Annotated in this window: 19 protein-coding genes and 2 pseudogenes; 9 read left to right on the plus strand and 12 right to left on the minus strand. The window is 51.0% G+C overall.

Annotated elements, in window-relative coordinates; translation table 11 throughout:
• Positions 1–2 precede the first annotated feature (2 nt).
• The 5 genes from ACFQJB_RS13235 to ACFQJB_RS13255 all read left to right on the plus strand — a co-directional run bounded on the left by ACFQJB_RS13235 (position 3) and on the right by ACFQJB_RS13255 (position 4,840).
• On the plus strand, positions 3–854 hold the full coding sequence (locus tag ACFQJB_RS13235) for a hypothetical protein (RefSeq protein ID WP_379728119.1): 852 nt from the start codon (positions 3–5) through the stop codon (positions 852–854).
• 526 nt (positions 855–1,380) lie between these two features.
• A complete protein-coding gene (locus ACFQJB_RS13240) occupies positions 1,381–1,656 on the plus strand; it encodes a helix-turn-helix domain-containing protein (protein WP_379728466.1) in 276 nt (91 codons plus the stop codon).
• A gap of 73 nt (positions 1,657–1,729) precedes the next feature.
• Positions 1,730–2,359: an IS630 family transposase gene (locus ACFQJB_RS13245; RefSeq protein WP_379728121.1), complete on the plus strand. Its 630-nt coding sequence runs from the start codon at positions 1,730–1,732 to the stop codon at positions 2,357–2,359.
• Positions 2,360–2,786: 427 nt separating this feature from the next.
• A complete protein-coding gene (locus ACFQJB_RS13250) occupies positions 2,787–4,214 on the plus strand; it encodes an AAA family ATPase (protein ID WP_379728468.1) in 1,428 nt (475 codons plus the stop codon).
• A 497-nt stretch (positions 4,215–4,711) separates the two neighbouring features.
• Positions 4,712–4,840, plus strand: a complete 129-nt coding sequence (locus ACFQJB_RS13255; RefSeq protein ID WP_379728123.1) for a hypothetical protein — start codon at positions 4,712–4,714, stop codon at positions 4,838–4,840.
• Positions 4,841–5,026: 186 nt separating this feature from the next.
• Here ACFQJB_RS13255 and ACFQJB_RS13260 read toward each other — a convergent pair.
• The 3 genes and pseudogenes from ACFQJB_RS13260 to ACFQJB_RS13270 all read right to left on the minus strand — a co-directional run bounded on the left by ACFQJB_RS13260 (position 5,027) and on the right by ACFQJB_RS13270 (position 6,931).
• Positions 5,027–5,707, minus strand: a pseudogene (locus tag ACFQJB_RS13260) (IS6 family transposase).
• Between the two features lie 125 nt (positions 5,708–5,832).
• Positions 5,833–6,093 (minus strand): PQQ-binding-like beta-propeller repeat protein, encoded by a 261-nt coding sequence (locus tag ACFQJB_RS13265; RefSeq protein ID WP_379728125.1) that lies wholly within the window; start codon positions 6,091–6,093, stop codon positions 5,833–5,835.
• The gene (locus tag ACFQJB_RS13270; protein ID WP_379728127.1) at positions 6,014–6,931 is read right to left on the minus strand and encodes a PQQ-binding-like beta-propeller repeat protein; all 918 of its coding nucleotides are present in this window, start codon (positions 6,929–6,931) and stop codon (positions 6,014–6,016) included. Before ACFQJB_RS13270 ends, ACFQJB_RS13265 begins: the two co-directional genes overlap by 80 nt.
• A gap of 57 nt (positions 6,932–6,988) precedes the next feature.
• Between ACFQJB_RS13270 and ACFQJB_RS13275 the strand changes: the two genes are divergently transcribed.
• Positions 6,989–7,450, plus strand: coding sequence for a hypothetical protein (locus ACFQJB_RS13275; RefSeq protein WP_379728129.1), 462 nt, complete (start codon positions 6,989–6,991; stop codon positions 7,448–7,450).
• Positions 7,451–7,583: 133 nt separating this feature from the next.
• On the plus strand, positions 7,584–8,228 hold the full coding sequence (locus ACFQJB_RS13280) for an SIMPL domain-containing protein (protein ID WP_379728131.1): 645 nt from the start codon (positions 7,584–7,586) through the stop codon (positions 8,226–8,228).
• A gap of 812 nt (positions 8,229–9,040) precedes the next feature.
• On the opposite strand, the gene ACFQJB_RS13285 is transcribed toward ACFQJB_RS13280, so the two are convergent.
• From ACFQJB_RS13285 to ACFQJB_RS13315, 7 genes and pseudogenes are all read right to left on the minus strand, one after another.
• Positions 9,041–10,186, minus strand: coding sequence for an ISH3 family transposase (locus ACFQJB_RS13285; RefSeq protein WP_379726828.1), 1,146 nt, complete (start codon positions 10,184–10,186; stop codon positions 9,041–9,043).
• Positions 10,156–11,304 carry a vWA domain-containing protein gene (locus ACFQJB_RS13290; RefSeq protein WP_379728133.1) on the minus strand — a complete coding sequence of 383 codons (1,149 nt, stop codon included), beginning with the start codon at positions 11,302–11,304 and terminating at the stop codon, positions 10,156–10,158. The genes ACFQJB_RS13285 and ACFQJB_RS13290 overlap by 31 nt, the downstream gene beginning before the upstream one ends.
• Positions 11,305–11,375: 71 nt before the next feature.
• Complete coding sequence (locus ACFQJB_RS13295) at positions 11,376–11,846, minus strand: hypothetical protein (protein WP_379728135.1); 471 nt, start codon at positions 11,844–11,846, stop codon at positions 11,376–11,378.
• A 1,035-nt stretch (positions 11,847–12,881) separates the two neighbouring features.
• A complete protein-coding gene (locus tag ACFQJB_RS13300) occupies positions 12,882–13,622 on the minus strand; it encodes a hypothetical protein (protein WP_379728137.1) in 741 nt (246 codons plus the stop codon).
• Positions 13,619–14,086: a hypothetical protein gene (locus tag ACFQJB_RS13305; protein WP_379728139.1), complete on the minus strand. Its 468-nt coding sequence runs from the start codon at positions 14,084–14,086 to the stop codon at positions 13,619–13,621. The genes ACFQJB_RS13300 and ACFQJB_RS13305 overlap by 4 nt, the downstream gene beginning before the upstream one ends.
• Positions 14,083–14,418, minus strand: a complete 336-nt coding sequence (locus tag ACFQJB_RS13310) for a hypothetical protein (RefSeq protein ID WP_379728483.1) — start codon at positions 14,416–14,418, stop codon at positions 14,083–14,085. The genes ACFQJB_RS13305 and ACFQJB_RS13310 overlap by 4 nt, the downstream gene beginning before the upstream one ends.
• 106 nt (positions 14,419–14,524) lie before the next feature.
• Positions 14,525–15,121: pseudogene (locus ACFQJB_RS13315) on the minus strand (hypothetical protein); the annotation flags it as partial.
• Positions 15,122–15,386: 265 nt separating this feature from the next.
• Between ACFQJB_RS13315 and ACFQJB_RS13320 the strand changes: the two are divergent.
• Complete coding sequence (locus ACFQJB_RS13320) at positions 15,387–15,629, plus strand: winged helix-turn-helix domain-containing protein (protein WP_379728141.1); 243 nt, start codon at positions 15,387–15,389, stop codon at positions 15,627–15,629.
• A gap of 89 nt (positions 15,630–15,718) precedes the next feature.
• Here the strand turns inward: ACFQJB_RS13320 and ACFQJB_RS13325 are convergent, their stop codons facing one another.
• Positions 15,719–15,904: a hypothetical protein gene (locus ACFQJB_RS13325; protein ID WP_379728143.1), complete on the minus strand. Its 186-nt coding sequence runs from the start codon at positions 15,902–15,904 to the stop codon at positions 15,719–15,721.
• Between the two features lie 340 nt (positions 15,905–16,244).
• Here ACFQJB_RS13325 and ACFQJB_RS13330 point away from each other — a divergent pair, with 340 nt between their 5' ends.
• The gene (locus ACFQJB_RS13330) at positions 16,245–16,493 is read left to right on the plus strand and encodes a hypothetical protein (protein ID WP_379728145.1); all 249 of its coding nucleotides are present in this window, start codon (positions 16,245–16,247) and stop codon (positions 16,491–16,493) included.
• Between the two features lie 538 nt (positions 16,494–17,031).
• Here the strand turns inward: ACFQJB_RS13330 and ACFQJB_RS13335 are convergent.
• Positions 17,032–17,862: a PD-(D/E)XK nuclease family protein gene (locus ACFQJB_RS13335; protein ID WP_379728147.1), complete on the minus strand. Its 831-nt coding sequence runs from the start codon at positions 17,860–17,862 to the stop codon at positions 17,032–17,034.

A 17,862-nucleotide genomic window follows, 5' to 3' on the forward strand; every position in this document is an offset into this window, starting at 1 on the left:
ATATGTCGATCCATCAGTGTTCTCAAGGTCACTACGTTAATACAGATGATGAATGTCCGTCGTGTAATGATACGTCACTCTCGCCCTCACCGGCAGTTGAGTATCTTAAATGTGAATCTGGCCATTTTTTCACTCCAGATAATCTTAATTATGACTACAAATGTGACTGTGGTGACTTAGCTATTGAATCTGTTCAAAACGGTCCAGAGTATATGCAGTGTGAATCGGGGCATATCTTCACTCCCGATAATCTGAAATACGGATACAAGTGTGATTGTGGTGATTACATAATTGATTTCAGGCGATCCGGTGATCCAGAGTATATGCAGTGTGAATCAGGACATATCTTCACTCCCGATAATCTGAAATACGGATACAAGTGTGATTGTGGTGATTACATAATTGATTTCAGGCGATCCGGTGATCCAGAGTATATGCAGTGTGAATCAGGACATATCTTCACTCCCGATAATCTGAAATACGGATACAAGTGTGATTGTGGTGATTACATAATTGATTTCAGGCGATCCGGTGATCCAGAGTATATGCAGTGTGAATCAGGACATATCTTCACTCCCGATAATCTGAAATACGGATACAAGTGTGATTGTGGTGATTACATAATTGATTTCAGGCGATCCGGTGATCCAGAGTATATGCAGTGTGAATCGGGGCATATCTTCACTCCCGATAACCTGAAATACGGATACAAGTGTGATTGTGGTGATTACATAATTGATTTTATAACATCGAAATCTAATTCATTTACCTGTAAAGATGGGCACAACGTTGATAGTATGGACTACGGGTACAAGTGCCCAGAATGTAGTAAGTATATTGTCAACATTCAGTAGAACACAACTGATCGTATACAGGTTATTTACATTCTACCTCTTCTTTGTAAAGTGTTCAGCATCAACACTTACAATAATCAACCGAACTGTTGACGAAAACAGCTGTATCGAGCGATTTAAATAGCACTGATTCTGACCACCCATTGTAACCGATACGCTCTCCATCTCTGTCTCTTACCCACAAATACTATTCCCGCTGCTGACGGACTGAAGTGGGCATGAACAGCCCTCTCCAGCAGCGATCAGTGGATTTTGACGGTGATTGCTCATTCTGCGAAATGGACATATCAAGCCAAGTGCAAACAGAGTTTCAGCACGCTGAGTGTGGCTTCAGACTTAGACTCGATAGCTTAAGTTCTCTGAGACCGTATCTGCAGGAATGGGATGAAAGCAGCACGTTGTTAATCTCTCTGATGAAGAACGGAGAACGCTCGAATGGTTCATCTCGACTGGTGGGCACAAAGCCGAAGATATCACGCGAGCGCGTATTCTCCTGAAGGCTGACGAGGGGCTCACAGATGCGGCAATCTGTGAGCACGTCGGCTGTTCTATCGGAACACCGCACAACGCACGCAAAAACTACTGTGACAGAGGGCTCGCGGCGATTCATCGCCGCAAGCCCGACCGCGAATACGAGACCAAACTCGATGGCGATGCCGAAGCGCGACTGATCAAACTTGCCTGCAGCGAGCCACCAAAAGGACACTCTCGCTGGACGCTCCATCTCCTCGCTGATGAACTCGTGATGCTCGACGAGATCGACTTGAGTCGATCTCTCACGAAACTGTCCGACAGCGTGTAAAAAACGCCCTAAAACCGCATCTCTCCGCTGCTGGGAAATAACGCCTGACCAAGACGCTGACTTCGTTTACTGCATGGAGGACGTGCTTGCTCTTTACCACGAGCCATATGACGAAACCCGCCCAGTCACTTGTTTTGACGAGTCAAGCAAGGCACTTCGTAGGCATGAACGCGATCCGCTCCCGGCCGAACCGGGAGCGGTCGCTCGGGTCGATCATCGCTACGAACCTAACGGGAAACAGCGGCTACACATCACTACTGAACCGTTGACCGGCTGGGTGGCTGTCGAGGTGACAGACCGACGGCGAACGACCGAATGGATCGACAAGATGGTTGAACTGGCAGATGTTCACTACCCGGATGCTGATCGCATCCGGGTTGTGATGGATCAGCCTAATACGCACAAACCGGCTGCCTTCTACGATTTCTTCCCACCGGAGCAAGCGAAAGCGTATCTTGATCGATTCGAGTTCCACTACACGCCGAAGCGAGGAAGTTGGCTGAACATGGCCGAAATCAAGATTGGTGTGCTCAAACGGCAGTGTCTTGACCAGCGTATCTATGACGCAGCGACACTCCGAGCGGAGGTCGCTGCGTGGAAAGGGCGACACAATGCGGTTGATCGACCTATCGACTGGCAATTTACCACCGGTGACGCTCGTATCAAGCTACGGCAGCTGTATCCAGTTGAGCCGAGGAACTAGTCAGACCACATCTGAACCTACAGTTAGGCCTGAATCCCGCTATTTGTTGGTTAGCATGTTGATGGCTGACATCGTTGTCAGTGCTCACAGTTGGCTTCTCGTCTCTCTCACTCCGAACTACTACTCTAATATCCCAACCGCCGTCGGGATTCCTCCGCGTTCACGCGGAGGAGGATGTCAACTACGCCGCAACGAGGCATCAGAGAAAATTCTTCTGTCAACAGCAGGTATTTTCACGTCAGCCTGAGCTACTGATCCCAATGGAAGACGACTTCGATCCAGCACGCGAGTTCGAACCACAATCCCCCCAGCGATCGATTTCGAAGATATCTGCGGTCTCGAACCACAGAAAGTTGAGCTGCAAGAAACGATTCTCCAAACCGCCGATACGACCCTTCCAAACCAATTCCGCCCAATCAGTGCCACCATCTTCGGACCAGATGGGGCTGGAAAGCGACGGTTCCTACGAGCTACGGCCGGCGAGTTGGGCAAACACGGGTACGAGTTTATCCAGATAACGTCGCTCCACGAGTATCGGCCGCCGGGGCCAGAAATGATCACCTCGCTCTTCGAGGAGTGTGTCTCCAATCAGCCGGTCACGATTCTTCTGGATTGCTTAGATGGCATGTTCTCAGACGACGTGATCAGAACACTCGGACAACAACTTGATACCCTCCGTGAGGATGGCTCAGATATCGTCGTGTTGAGTTCGATGGCGGATCATCAACTACACGGGCACCTTCAGGAATATCTCCCACACATGGATGTCGTGGTCGAAATTGAGCGACCGGAGATATCCAGACGGGAAGCAATCATCAGAAACCGACTGGAAACGGTGGGTGGGGATATATCGGGACTTACACCTGAAGAGTACGATATCAAGCGACTCGCCAGAGAGACCGATCAGTTCGGTACCAAAGACCTCCAGCGGCTCATGCGACGACTCGCAGCCACCGCAACGACCACTGCCGGGACTGCCCCGCCGCTGGACGAATCCGACATCGTATCTGTTATTAAGCAAGTCAATACGGAACGTGTTGAAAAACTCGTCGACGAGGAAACACTGACCAATGTGGATGTGCCCGAAGTCACTTTCGACGATGTTGGCGGCCACGAGGAAGCAAAGCGACGACTCCTCGAACAAGTCGAACAAGCATTGACACACGAAGATATCGGTGCCAAAATGGGTGTGGAATTCGGCAGTGGAATCCTTTTGCATGGCCCACCGGGAACCGGCAAGACGATGTTGGTTCGGGCTCTCGCAAACGAGTTAGACTATACGTTCATCCCAGTCAACTCCTCATTGCTCAAGCGAAATGCCCAGCAGAAGATCCCCGGCCTATTTTACCGTGCACAACGGAACGCACCGACGATTCTATTCTTCGACGAGTTCGATTTATTGGGCGGTGAACGAGGTAACCTAGGCGAGGACACGACTGTCAATACGCTCTTGACTGAACTCGATGGGGTTGAGCAACTTAATCAAGTGATGGTGATTGCTGCCACGAACCGGCCGAAATCACTCGATCCGGCCCTGTTACGTCCGGGCCGGTTTGACTACCATCTAGAGATCGATCGCCCCAAAACCAGCGTACAGGAGGATATTTTTGAAACTCATACGCGTGATATTCCACTTACCGAGGATGTAACCCCAGAATGGTTCGCCGAGATGACGGAGACTGTCACTGGCGCTGAGATTGCAGCTATCTGTGAGCGGGCAGTAACGATCGGGATGCGTGATGACGATGTCGACGAGATGGTGCTGTCTCGAAGTCAATTCGAAGACGCATACACAGATTTCAAACGCGGTCGACTATTCACTGAAGATCTCAACTCGTCTCCTGCTTTTCAGTGACGCCCAACGAGATATCAGTTTGACGGACTGCTTAAATAAGACAAACCCAAATGTATCACATAGCGATTCAGGATCGCACGAGATAATCTCTTTTGATGTTCGTTAACACATCAACGATCACTCTTGCCATTCTAGAGTATGTATTCGTAGTTTCATCGATCACCCCGTACACAAAATCCTGCGCCGTATAGCAGTACTGGTGGTTAACGACCGTATATTCTCGTCCTTGAACTGTGAACGAGTCTCCCAAGTCGAATTTGAATTTGGATGGTTTTCTCACAGGTGGTAGAAATATAAGGCAGCCATAAGATAAGTACGTATGACCTCTCAAGGGTGTCAGGATTGTATTGGCGTCATTGAGTCACCACAACTCCTGATAGAGTTGCTCAATTGCGAAGTTCCAACTCAACAGGTCTATGAAACGGCCGTGGTTAATTACTTGACTGCGTCTGGTTAGGTCACCAGAATGACGGCGTTGATGCGAGAGACAGCGTAATGTGCCCACGCTAATCTCTCGCTTCACTGAACTCGTCGTTGAGAACCCAAAGCTAGTCGCTATCCTTGACGATATCCACGCCGACGCCGTCGCAGAGGTCTACAACACACAGATCACACTGGGTTCCTAATAAAACTGAGCCGAAACCCATAGCGATCTAGTTTACAAAACCGCCCCCGGTGATTTCTTCATCAATGGTATGGACAGGTAGCAGAATCTCATAGGTAAGTACGGATGTATCAGATTTTTCTAGCCATTTCATTAGGACTTCTGCATCACTGACAATGATATATCAAAACCTTTGTCAGGGCACTGTTTAGTTGAGCACCTCCTCAGCAGGAGTTCGTCCGTCGAGAGCTTGATTAGGTCGCTGCCGATTGTAATGGTATTTGAACCGGTTCAGCCAGCGGCGTGCGCTGGCTGAACTCCCCATCCAGATCGAGTGAAAGCGGTCGATTCGCATCGCCACCGTTTGGAACCATTTCTCGATATAGTTGCGGTCATTGTAGTCGAGATGACCGCTCAGATTGTGCCGAGCTAAAGCAGTCAAGTAGCCCATGCCGTCGACGAGAAATTCAGTATTGTCGACCTCATGCTCTTCAGTAAGTCAATGAAGGAACGCCGCCGCGGGGTCAGTCCCGCGGCGGCTGTACAAGTCGATGTCGAGGATACATTTTGAGTCTGTATCGATGGCTGCGTACAGCCATTTTGCTTCACCATCGACCTCAATTTGTTTCTCATCGACAGCGACCCGCGACGGTTCCACCGTCGGCGGGTCTGATTGCGTTTCGGCGAGATCGTGCGTCCAGTTCCACACCGCTCCATGAGAGCGATCGATTCCAAGTAAATCCAAGACAGCGACGACCTCCCGAAGCGACAATCCCATTGAATGGAGCCGCACCCCGAACACCCGCACGGGTGTCGGGGTGCGTTCATTCTCCCAAACCTCTTGCTCTGGTATATTTATCGTCTCTCTGAGCAGGTCTGCGAGTATCATGATCACCACTCACTACGGCCTGCTCATTGCTCAAACTCACTGAAATAGACAGTGCCGAATACCATTTCCTATCAGTATTTAGTCATTTTCGCCCGACCTATTGAATTGGGCCATGCAGAGCCCGTTTATGTCTTATTTTCAGTTGTGAGTGCGTACAAATACTGCTTATTACTCTCAACAAAAATTGTCTCATTGGCGATAGCCGGGGCAGAGAGTGAATCCCCACGCAATTTGACTGACCACTGTTCGTCTCCTGAAGATATATCAAGCGCATATAATCGCCCCCCATAGCCACTGATCACTGTTTCACCTACCACAACCGGAAGCTGACTGAATAGAAAATCGTGTGTCTCCGAATGACCATTTAATTGAGCCGTCTTGAGCATCTAACGCGTGAAGGGCATTATGTTCATCCCACAATCCGGCGTTCCCGACAACCACAACTCCGTTCGCTACTGCAGGCGCGGCTTCTATTTCATTACAGATTTCTTTAGTCCACCTTGTCTCCCCTCCGTTGGCATCGATAGCAGCAAGTGACCCATCTTCTCCACCAACAAAAACCGTCGTCTCATCGACAACAGGCGTCGTGGCAAACTCACAATCCACATTAGTAGTCCAGATTTCCGATCCGTCCTGTACATCAATGGCCTGCAACTCGGTGTCGTCGACAATATAGACTGTTTCCCCGAGAGCGGCTGGTGAGGTGGTCGTCTCTCCACTTGTTTCAGTAACCCATGCAATATCTCCACTCATCTGGTTGATTCCATACACGTTACCCCCGCTAATCACGACAAAATCATCGATGACCGTGGGCGATCCGTGAATAGACTCCCCATCGATCGTCACTGACCATTTTTGTGCTCCTGTCTCGGGATCCAATGCATACAGCGTATCATCGATACCGACGAAAAGAGTCTCTCCGGTAAGTGTAGGAGATGTGGTAGTATGAACGTTCTCATCGTCAGTATATACCCACCGTTGGGATCCGGTTTCGGTATCCAATGCAAATATAACGCCGGCATCGTTCGTGAAATACACTATCCCATCACCGACGACGGGTGATCCACTCCCGATGCCCTGAATTCCCCACTCATCATCACCTACTGACGTCGTATCAAAAGTCCATGCACACGAGAGTGGCTCCGCTGGTGGCTGCTGGGTGGGGTGGTAGCCACTCCGAGAAGCAGTCGCCTGATAGGTTGGCCACGAAGACGACGGAGTCATGTCTGGTATGATCACTCACCCCAACGAATTAAATTTCGTGGATGAGACATCACCGGTATGCCACTGATCCATGAACATCACTGCGACACCTGTGAGTTTTCGATGCCAACTGGCTGGGGGAGCTACATGTATGTGCGGGCGAAAATCTGTGCTGAGTGTGGCGAACGGGTCAACGAAATCGAAGATTTCTGTGTCGGGTGTGGAACGCCCACGGACTCTGTTGACGTGGCTGGCTATGAGCGCGTTACCTGCTCCCATCCAACTGAAGAACTGATGGTGAGACGAGTCATCGGCGAAGATTACTCCGACGAGAAACGTGATGAGCGGGTAGGATACATTTCCCATTGTGTCTGTCGGGACTGTGTCACCAAATTCAATGTGGATATCGAACGCGATGGGCGACAGTGTCCGGACTGTGGGAGCTCACGCGTCCAGACGCTGGTTGAACTAGTTGATGAGGAGTGCCCCAACTGCAGTGAGGGGACGTTCATCGAAGGGGAAAATCGGGGGCGGGCGTGATCGTTCGTTGAAAGGTGGATTGCCTGATCTCTTCGCTATGCTGGCATCGGTTCCTTCTTAGTTATTTCCGAGTAAATCCTCAGAAAGCCGCTGGAACCAACACTTACTATTGGTTTCGCTTGGCCCTTATGATATGGCCGAGTCAACGATTACAACTGAAGCGACTGGTAGTGTTGAGACCGCTCCTGAATCTGTTCAGCTGACGGTTGAAGCAACATCGATTGCAGAGGAAACCAACACCGCACGACAGAACGCATTTGATAAAGCCACCCGGATTCGCGAGCATATCTCTGAGACGTATGTAGACATTCACCATCTTGAGACCGAAAAATCAATACTCACAGATTCGTCTGATACATTCGACTCAAATTTGAACGACGGAGAATATCAAGCGACTGAACGATTGAGTGTCGAATGTTCTGCAGAAGACGCATCGAAGCTCGTTGCTGTTATCTCCGAAGTTGATGGTACGATTCCAACTGCCAAATTTGCAGTGTCAGATAACAAACGACAGACGCTCAAATCCCAGGCAGTCAGAAATGCTATGAGTGAGGCTCGAACTATCGCTGAAGCCATCGCTGATTCAGAAGGCCTTGACATAGTCGGGGTATCGCATGTTCGTCGACCCCCGGCCGATGACGATGAGGATCCGATGGAATCACTGAAGCATGCACCAGGGTTCAATTTCCACCCTGACACCATCACAATCGCCGAGCGAGTTACGGTGACCTATGATGTCGACTCACATGGGTCAGTTGATGGAACGGATCATTCTTAGAAATCTAGTTACATTGTTGGTGGGTGCAATCAGGCAATTTTGCAATCCAAGTCCATCATATTATAGTTCCAAGACGGCGACTACGATCGGCTGGAGAATCTTTCTCACCTCTTCAACAAAATCCGAGTACAACTACTAACAACCTACTTCGTCAGAGCATTGTAACTAGTCGATTCTAATGGCATCCCCCTCGAGACTTCTAACCCGTCGGGCCGGATCGTCTAGTCTGACGAGTTTTTTGTTCACTGATTGCCTCTGATACACTATGGAAGACCTGCCTGGACAGAGCTGTGTCTGCAGTGAGTCTCGACAAGATGAGAGCGCTTACTGCAGCGACTGCGGAACCCGGAAACAGTGGATTGATCGAGATCCTCACAGTCAAATCTTCGTGTGTCCAGACTGCACCCAAAACTAGCCGTGATTGCTTTTCGGTTCGTATTGCATCTTCCGACGATGAGTGTTTACTAAGCTGTTACTCCCCGATGACCCACTTGCGGATCCCGCCGTCGAAAGATACAGAAAAGAGCAGGCTAGCAGAATCACAGACTCGTATCGATTTCGAATACTAATGGATTCCTTGAGAAGACGCTGTTTAGTTAGGAACGAATCTCATCAAATAACGATCAATACTCAGTCGATCACATTGCACTAATGAGAGCTCGGCTGACGAGGATATCAACCGGATAGACACCGATTCAATTCGTCCACTGGACGGTTCAGAGAAACTGGTCACTTGTGTAGTCGCTGTCGGCGGCGATCTGCCGCCGACGCGACGGCGTTGCCACTGGTCAACGCTCTTTCAGCTACCGAAGTTATCGCTTGAACCGATCGTCTGGAGGTTTGTTGGCTGGGACTGCCCTTCGGACGTTGAACGCTGCCCAGACGGCTCGGGTGAGCATTTCACAGAACTCAACGAAGGGCCATTTCCAGAGGCGACGCCCGCCACGGCGGGTCGTCGCCACAAATTCCCAGTGCACGTAACGCCAGACGTTCTGTAGGAGGAGACTCGTCACAAACAACAGATAGCGAAGGCCAGCGTCCCGAGAACTAGTCAGAGCGAGGCTCTCCTGAGCAAGTCGGTAGCTGGCTTCAATCCCGAAGCGTTTGCTGTAGTGTCTGCGTGCTTCGGCAGGCGTGTCGATGAACGGCGCGTCGACGGCGTAGCCGTGACGCGCCACGCCATGCTCGTCGTATCTGCCTTGTTGGTAGACGCAGTCGATGAATATCGGAAAGGTCACGCTGTCAGCAATGCTGTGCTGGATGATTCGACTCCAGCCGTTGTTGAGTTCTTCTTTGATTTCATCGCCCCATTTTACGATTGGCATGACGTAAGCGTAGTTGTACGCTGAGAGGAGGTCAATACAGTCGCTGTTGTAGAAACCACGGTCAAGGTAGACGGCCTTGACGCCGAGGTCAAGGCCGTCAAGGAGGGTGAGGAACTCTGTGAGGATATCACTGGTCGTCTCACCGTCGGTTACTTTTCGCAGAGCGAGCGTGTACCGCTTGTTGCGGACACGTGCGTAGAGTGTTGCGTACGCGTGGAAGGTAGTTGTTCCTCGTTTGGCCTCAGAGGAGTAGAGATGGGCTGTCTCGTCTTCGTTCCCGTAGTAGGGATCGAGGTGGAGGTCGGCGACGACCTCCACCGGTCGATTCGGAAGAACCTCGATGAGCTCCCGCTGAAGGAGCGTGTTTCCCGCGAGTTCGAGTGTTTCGAGGTCAAACTGATCGGTGAAATACTCACGAACAGTGTTATCGTGCGGTGAGTCATCAGTGGTCTCGCAGATATGTGTGATTGAGGTTCCGTCGGCGCATGCGCCGACGAGAACCTTGTAAAGCTCTGCTGGCGTTACTTCTACCTCTTCACCGAGGTCAAGCGGAAGTGTATCCTCAAGCCGGTTAACGACAAAATTAATCAGATGCTGTTCTTCTAATTCACTGTCTGCTTGGGGTTGTTGCACACCTCTTCCAAGCAGACCCGACTTCTAACCCGATGTGATCGACTGATACTTGTTATCATATCACTATCTAAGCTTATGACCGTCGTTCGGGGAATGTCTGCATTAATAACCAATTGCTCCAATACGTCAATATTAGCTCTATCCCCGATTCCGAACAAGACCAATTCGAACTCGGAGTTCTGTGTTCCGTCCGTAATTAGATTGGTTACTTTCTGCCATGTCTTATCGCCCTCACACATATCAGTGGGATATCCACTTGTAATAACAAAAATAACAGGGGTAGCATGAGTAATATTATTAGATTCGTAATACTCTCGTCTATTGATGCCTAATTTGATACTTTCTTCAATTGCCTTTCCTAACGCTGTGGCACCATTTGGGAGTGGTTCTCTTAGTTTCCACTCATCCACCGAAACAAATTCTTGTTCAGGTATTACGGTGCTTCCAAATGATAGCACACTAATCTCAACAGCAATGTTTAGAATAGATGATACGGTTTCTAATTTATATTTGAACGTATTTAGTCCCTCATTCAGCAACTCTATTCGAGACCATCCATCAGTGACCGACACACCCATTGCAGCAGACGCCTCGATCGCAAACACAAGCGGGTGATGAGATGTTGTTGAATGCATAAAGGAGTCATTCTCATCACCGTACATGTTTCTTAGCACCATCTCTATGGGTGGTCTCACATCTGAACGAATGGTATCCACTTCATCCACCGACAGTTCCTCTGTCTCCGCGGTATCGGCATCGGATACGTCGCCGTCAGAGGGTTCAGTTTCCACCGCAGGCATCTCAACGGAGTCTGTAGGAGCGTCGCTATTTCTACGTCCTCGCCGTTGGCAAAACCGTTCGACACGATGAACATCGTCGATAATACTACTACGATGATGGTCGCTTATTGAACCGTCGTTAAACTCTCGCAGCCACTCTACATGCTCTGTTAGATTCTCATACAGCTTTTCGTCGAGATCACCTTCAAATTCTGTCTCATATATGATATCTTTTAGCTCAAGGAGATAACGTCGGAATTCGTCTGGATCGTCTGTATTCCGCAACGCAGACCGGACTGTTTCAGCCACTGAGGCGACAAGCAACGGATCCGGTGGCATTATCCTCCTTATGACGATGTTTTAGTATAACTGTATTGGTGACTGGGCAGCCTTCTCTGACGTTTAGAGTGTTAGCTACTCTGCGCAACTAACGCATCTATAATCTCTCGTTCGTCCGCCCAGTCATCTGGGGCAACCTTGTACTTCTGCTTTCGTTTCCAAGACTGCCCGTTTTTTTGCCAGAGATAGACCAATACGTCAGGTGAATTATAGCCTGATGCTAAGATCGCTCCTTTCCACCAGTCGTTGGTTTTGAAGATGGTCTTTCCATCGATGACCTCGATGTTGTCATGGACTGGGAAGTCTGGCACCGATGTTTTATATTCTGGTGTCGGGAAATCAATATCAAAACCGGAACTCGTCTCTTCGAACTCGAAGGTTGAGGGATCGAGATTCAAAATGTCGAGATTCGTTCGGAATACATCTGGCTCGATGTCAAGGTTCGTGCGGATCACCTCTGCGAGTCGTTGGGCCGCCGCTTCATCCAACGCTGTCTCTTCGAGCTGTTCCGCATCGGGTTCGAATTCATCCGATCCAAGCACCCCGGATTGATCAGTATAGACTAATCCAAGAGATCTGAGACTCTGGATGACACTCCAAGAGATTTGCTCTCCATCGACGACGCCGTAGGCATCGATAATCGAGTAGGCTTCAGGCTCAATTCACTCAAGACAAAGAGTGTTCGATAAATTTACTTATCTTACTACATGTTCTCAACTGGCCGCCATACCCGCCAGCGGCCACACAAGATCCACCGGATTTGAGAGGCACTCTCCTCTCGCCCACTCCTCTTCACAAACCTGCGAGGCTTGACTCAAAAACGGTTGAGGCTCACAGATCGTAAACGGGTCTGGGGTGTAGTGTTCTTGCCAAACAGCACATTTGTGAAAGGGTATCCGTTAGATAAGATGTCTATTTTCGAGGCTAACAGACACTATGTTCAACCTATTGAGGGTGGACAACGAGTCGAAGACAGAACCCATTGGCAGTGGTTCGGTTATGGACGACAAGAACAGACGAAACGTACTCTCCCCCAATCAGCCGATATATTGATACGCATCCTTACGTGGTCATTCACATGGGACACAGAAAGACAGCAGTGTACCGATTATTTGCAGGGTTCTATGCGTCAGTCGCTGAGGTAGTGGGATTGACTATTGGCGGGATAGTCGGAGTGGTCTATGGGTTGCTCTGGATCTTGTGGCAACTACTTACAGGAAAAGAGGCTAATACCGATGGGAAGATTGCGACTGCCGTCCAGCGGTTACTGCAGTGGCCGATCAATCTCTATATTTTTGCGTTCACAGGAAAAGGATCATTTCAGTGGTTCCCGTAGCTCTCAGATTTGTTCATATAACTGCCTGATAGCCTCTTGATAGAATACACCTGACAAAATCTCATCACACCGTTGTGACCACGGAGTTCCGACGAACAACCCTCGAAGTGCGATCAACTCTCTTCACACACTCTCACTGCAGAAGGTCGCTCCGGTGTTGCCACTCTTTCTAGAGGCGGTTATCGTCTTGGGAGGTTGGTTCCTACAGCGTGTGCCGCTTGGCGGTGTTGCTCATCACACCCTACACCTCTGTGGGAGTCACAACGTCGTGATCAGCTGTCTGCACCTTCACCAGCCGCTTGACCAACGCCTCGCCGAAGACGAGTTTCTGCTCACCGCGGCTGTCTTTGATTTCGACCTCGTCGTTTCCAAGGTCGGCGAGGATCTCCCGCACCCGATGACACGTCTGGGAGTGACCGGTATCGAAGGCGGCGTTCAACACCGTCCGGAGATCCTTCGGCGTTAACACCCACCCGGCGGGCGTCTTCGTTGCATACTCGGTGATGTCTGTCGCGACAAACCGCGCCCGGCGTTGGTTGGCCGTCAGTTGGGTTGCAACCATCTCGTTGGACATCGCCACAACCTGTTCGAGGGGTGTCTCCATCTCGACGGTGGGCTCGGTCGGCTGCTCGTCGGCGACGGCTTTGAGTTCGGCTCGGAGGTCGTCCAGTTCGGCATCGAGATCTGTTTGCCCCGGCTTGGAGGTGATCGCTTGGCCGACTGGAGCTCCCGCAATATGCAGTGAGCCAATCGGATCGGTTGGATCGTCGATCCGAATCTCGGGTTGGGCTTCCAGCTCGTCGATTCGTTCTTGGAGGGCCTCGTTGTCGGCCTCAAGACGTTGGGTTTCGGCTTCCAGCTCATCGACACGAGCCTGCAGTTCGTCGGTTTCCTGTTTGGTGGCGGTGAGTTCCGTTTCGAGGCGATCGGTTTGGGCCTCCAACTCCTCGATCCGGGTCTCCAGGTTTTCGACATCCGTCATTGCTCTTCACCACCGCTGTCGGCGGCTGATTCAGTGACTGCAGAACACCGTGCAGCCAAGACGGTCACTGCGGCCGTCGAGGCATCGAAAACAGCTTCAACAACTCGGTCGGTCTCGGTGGCCGCAACGGGAACGTCGGCGTGGTCAGGGCGAATCTGAATGGTTGGGTCGCCGTCGATACTCACGGTGGTGGTGTTAGTGTCGACGACCGGCGACGCCGACGGGGTGGACACAGGTTCGTTGGGTGGACAGTCGGCCACAGGGGTGCCACCATCGGTACGGAGGTCGTCGGATTCGTCGGTGGATGGCTCACTCTGGACGGTCGATAGATCCAACGCTGCGTATTGGTGCTGGAGCTGCTGGAGGACTGCCACGCCTGCGTCGGTCAGTGTTGTCCGGCTGACCCGATCGTCACGTGGGTCAGTCTGGCGGTCGATTAACTGCTTATCTTCGAGCACGTTCAAGATGTGATAGATGTGAGCGGTGTCGATTCCAGCGTGGGCGGCGATCTCGGTGCCTTTCGGGGGCGACCCTCGTGTAACTTGGCGATCGTCGCCAACACATCCCGGCGGCTGGCGGCTACGTCGGTGATATCGATCCCACCGTCGGTACGGAGGTCGTCATCGAGACAGCGATCTAACCATGTCTGGAGTTCGGTTGCGACGTCGTCGTCGTTGGTGGCCTCGATGTAGGTTTCGATGGCTTCTCGGGCTGCTGAGTCGGTCTGTGGCAGGAGCGTGAGGCCTTCGGTGAGGCCGTCGTCGTGGTCGACGAGCGTCCGGTGGGCGTCGGTCATGACCCCTCACCCCCTGGAGGGCGTCGGTGAGGCGGTGGGCGGCTGCTTGGAGGTGGGCCTCGCCGTGGTCGGTGAGGCTGTAGGCGTTTTCGCGATCGGTGACGCTGCGTTTGGTGATCAGGCCTTCGTCGGCCAGCTGATCGAGATTCTGGTAGACGCGGGCGTGGGTGAGATTCGGATAGTGGGCGTTCAGTTCGGCCTTGATCGCCAGTCCGTTCGGAGCATCGAGTGCTGCAAGCGTCCGGAGGAGATCACGTTTGAAACTCGTGAGATCACCCCAGACAGTGGGGTCGACATTGGAGCGTTGTGACTCATCATGGGGTGTGGATTCCATTAGCTGGCACCTCCAGTTAGGCGGGGTGGAGCTGGATCTCGTCGGGATCGATCTACCGGCCGGTTTTGCGATCGTGGAGTGCGCTGTGGGGTGGATCGCAGTCGTGGCGTTGAGCGCACTGTTGACACCAGCAGTGGTGGTTGGTGAGTTCCCAGGGGCGATGGCCGCGCGGGCAGGTGACTCGCCAGCGGTCGTGTTTCGAATGCCGGTTGATCGTCGGCAGGGATGCACGTAATAGGGAGATAACAACGTGGTGGAATCCGCAGGCCCACGGTGAAAAAGGCTGGATAGGTGGGAGTGGTTTGGGGTGAAGAGGGTGACATACCTACGGAAATGTGGCCGATAATAGTCGGTGTCGTTGGTTGCCATCGGTGGTTGGACAGCGTTGCCACTCGCGTCGTGACCGCCGTTCTTTTGACGGTCTGGATGATTGCTTGCATTGGCGTCGTTTTGCGATGCCCAGCGCGTTGACCGGGCCTACACCGGTCGACGTTTCTCAACGTCGGTGTGCGCGAAGCATCGCTCAGCTACAACCAATAGCTCCATACATAAATAAGTACATACGTATGTCTTAATACACTCGTGGTTCTTATTTAATCTACATGACTTTTCTGTTACCTCCCGTAGTAGGCACATGGCCACAGGCAGACCGCCAAAAGTCAGCGATGAAGAGATTCTGCGCGGGATTGCCACAGTCTATGGCCCTGCGACAGTTTCAGACTTAATCGAGGATATTGATATTAATCGCTCTGGAATGAATAAACGGTTAGATGATCTTGTTGAACGTGAGTTAGTCCGTGAAAAGACCGTAGGGGCCAACGCTGTAGTCTATTGGCTGAGTGATGACGGTCAAAAACATCTCGACAAAAGTCAGTAAGCGATGGACGAAATGGTTGATGAATCGTAGGTACTGAGGTACCCAATCAACGGTGGCAACTGCTGTGTGACTTTACTTAGTAGACTTAGTTAAGCGGTTGTCAGAAGAGACCCAATAGACAATAGCGTTGGCACCAGCCGTTTCTTATCCAATTCACCAGACTCAACCAGTTCTTTCAATCGGGGGTTGATCGCTTCTTTTGAGGGTTCCATGACTTCAGCCAAGTCGCGCAATGTGACAACTGGTTCATCCATCTCTTGGATCGCACTAAGCACCTCTTCGTTCAGAAACGTTCGCGGCCTACCTGTTGACATCAACTAATCCCCATGAGCAAATAAAGACACACGTATGTAAAAACTTATTGTGGTTCGTGTGTAGTAATTAGATAGACACACCTGGCTCTCATCGGGTGATTACAGTCAAAATCGCCCGCCTGCTTGAGACAGGCGAGCTGGTGTGTCAAGCAGACAAACCCATGCGATCAATAACAACCGCCGAACTTGAGCGTTCGGCATCGACAGGTGAACAACCCGGGTTCAACGCCCGAGATACGCTGACAGGCTCCATCGACGATACGACTGTTCGACAAGCCGTCCTCGCTGGGAGGGACATGTGATGAACTGTACCGTCGAACATCGGAACCAAGCGCGGCGTGTGATTCAGCAACTGGGCGAGCGGCCGGATGTGCTTGGGACAGATCTGGTGTCGCCAGCGATTGATCCCTCCGGTCGGTGGACGATCGAGTTCGCGTTGGATGCCGATGGGTTGCCACCGGAGATTGTCTCGCTGTTGGGCGATGCGGAAATGACGGTTCGCGACGTTGGCCCGCGGCAGTCTTGGTGGCACTGTACCGCTGTTGTCTAACGGGAGTTGTTTTCTTTTACACTAATCAGGTTTTGAACGGCTAACCAACAATAGATTTGAATAAGGGGATCTTGTTGGTTAGCGATCGAACTTGGCGATTCAGTTGCCATGTTTCAACACGGATGAATATCGCTATGCAAGATGTAGAGTGTGAAGTCAGCAGAACACAGAGTGTCTCATAGAGCCGTCCTGACATCCCTTAGTCGGTGGTGACAATTCAATAGGTGCAAATATACCGTATCATAGAACTGCTCTCATACTTGCTAACGATGGATGGTCACACATCTTCATTGTTCTTCGCCTTTGATTGGCTGTCACACTCGCCAATCACCATCGAGGAACCGATGTCGGTAATCCAACCACCACGCTATGAGAACAGTTCTACACCACCGCCACGGGAATCGTAATCAAGATGATCGGTGGAATTGTGCCGTGCTAACACGGTTAAGTAGCTCATGATGGATAAACACACCAAAGTTGACATATTAGATATAAGACACATCGATGGTAGTGTGTGCAAAAGTTCTATGCTGACTTCTCAAGAAAACTCCTGACCGGTTGGACAAGCCGCCTGATAGCTACATGATTGGCATTTCTCAGACTCGGGCTTTGTCGGAAATTTGGATTGTTTAGTGGGATGGCTCCATGCTTCGATATCTGTTCTGATCCGGTTACGGGTGTTTTCTAAGCTATCGTCAGTTACCGCCATAGACCGAAACTCGCCGGTACCCGTGAATCCAAGTTGTAATCGTAAATTCTCAATATCAGGTTCAAATTCAGTTTTGGCCCAAAGTGCATACGTTTGTAGTTGGAGACTGTGATCCTCGAAAACGTCCGGTTGACGGGTTTTCCAGTCTGTTACTACGAAGGTTCCCTCACGATCACGATGGCACAGATCAGGTCGCACCCATACTGCCGTATCTGCAACGGTGAATCGACTGGACTCCTCGTGAAGGATATAGCGTCCTGATCGTATTTGTGGCATCATAACCGAAAGAAACCGATCTAGGTGATCGGTGGCTGTCTCAATCAAAGATTGATATCTGGACTCGGAGACAGTCTCTCCGTTAAGTTCTGAAAATACGCCTGATTCGATCCGATTGCTGGCAGTTTCGTGAGCTTCAGTCCGACTTGTCGGTTGGCCACAACTCCACCGTTTAACTTGGCTACTAATACCTGCATGAACGGCGGTTCCAATCAGAGCTCCTGGAGTGGAGTACCAGACATTTTCTTCAGTGTATAACTCACCTGTCTCTTCGGAGTCACGTCGCTGGTGATGCCAGTAATGATAAAACAGCGAGCGTGGACACGACTCATACCGCATGGCATTGCTGTAAGACCAGTCAATGCCACTCTCGCTGTTATCCAT

Source organism: Halonotius sp. GCM10025705 (assembly GCF_042662885.1).
Taxonomy (GTDB): Archaea; Halobacteriota; Halobacteria; order Halobacteriales; family Haloferacaceae; genus Halonotius; species Halonotius aquaticus.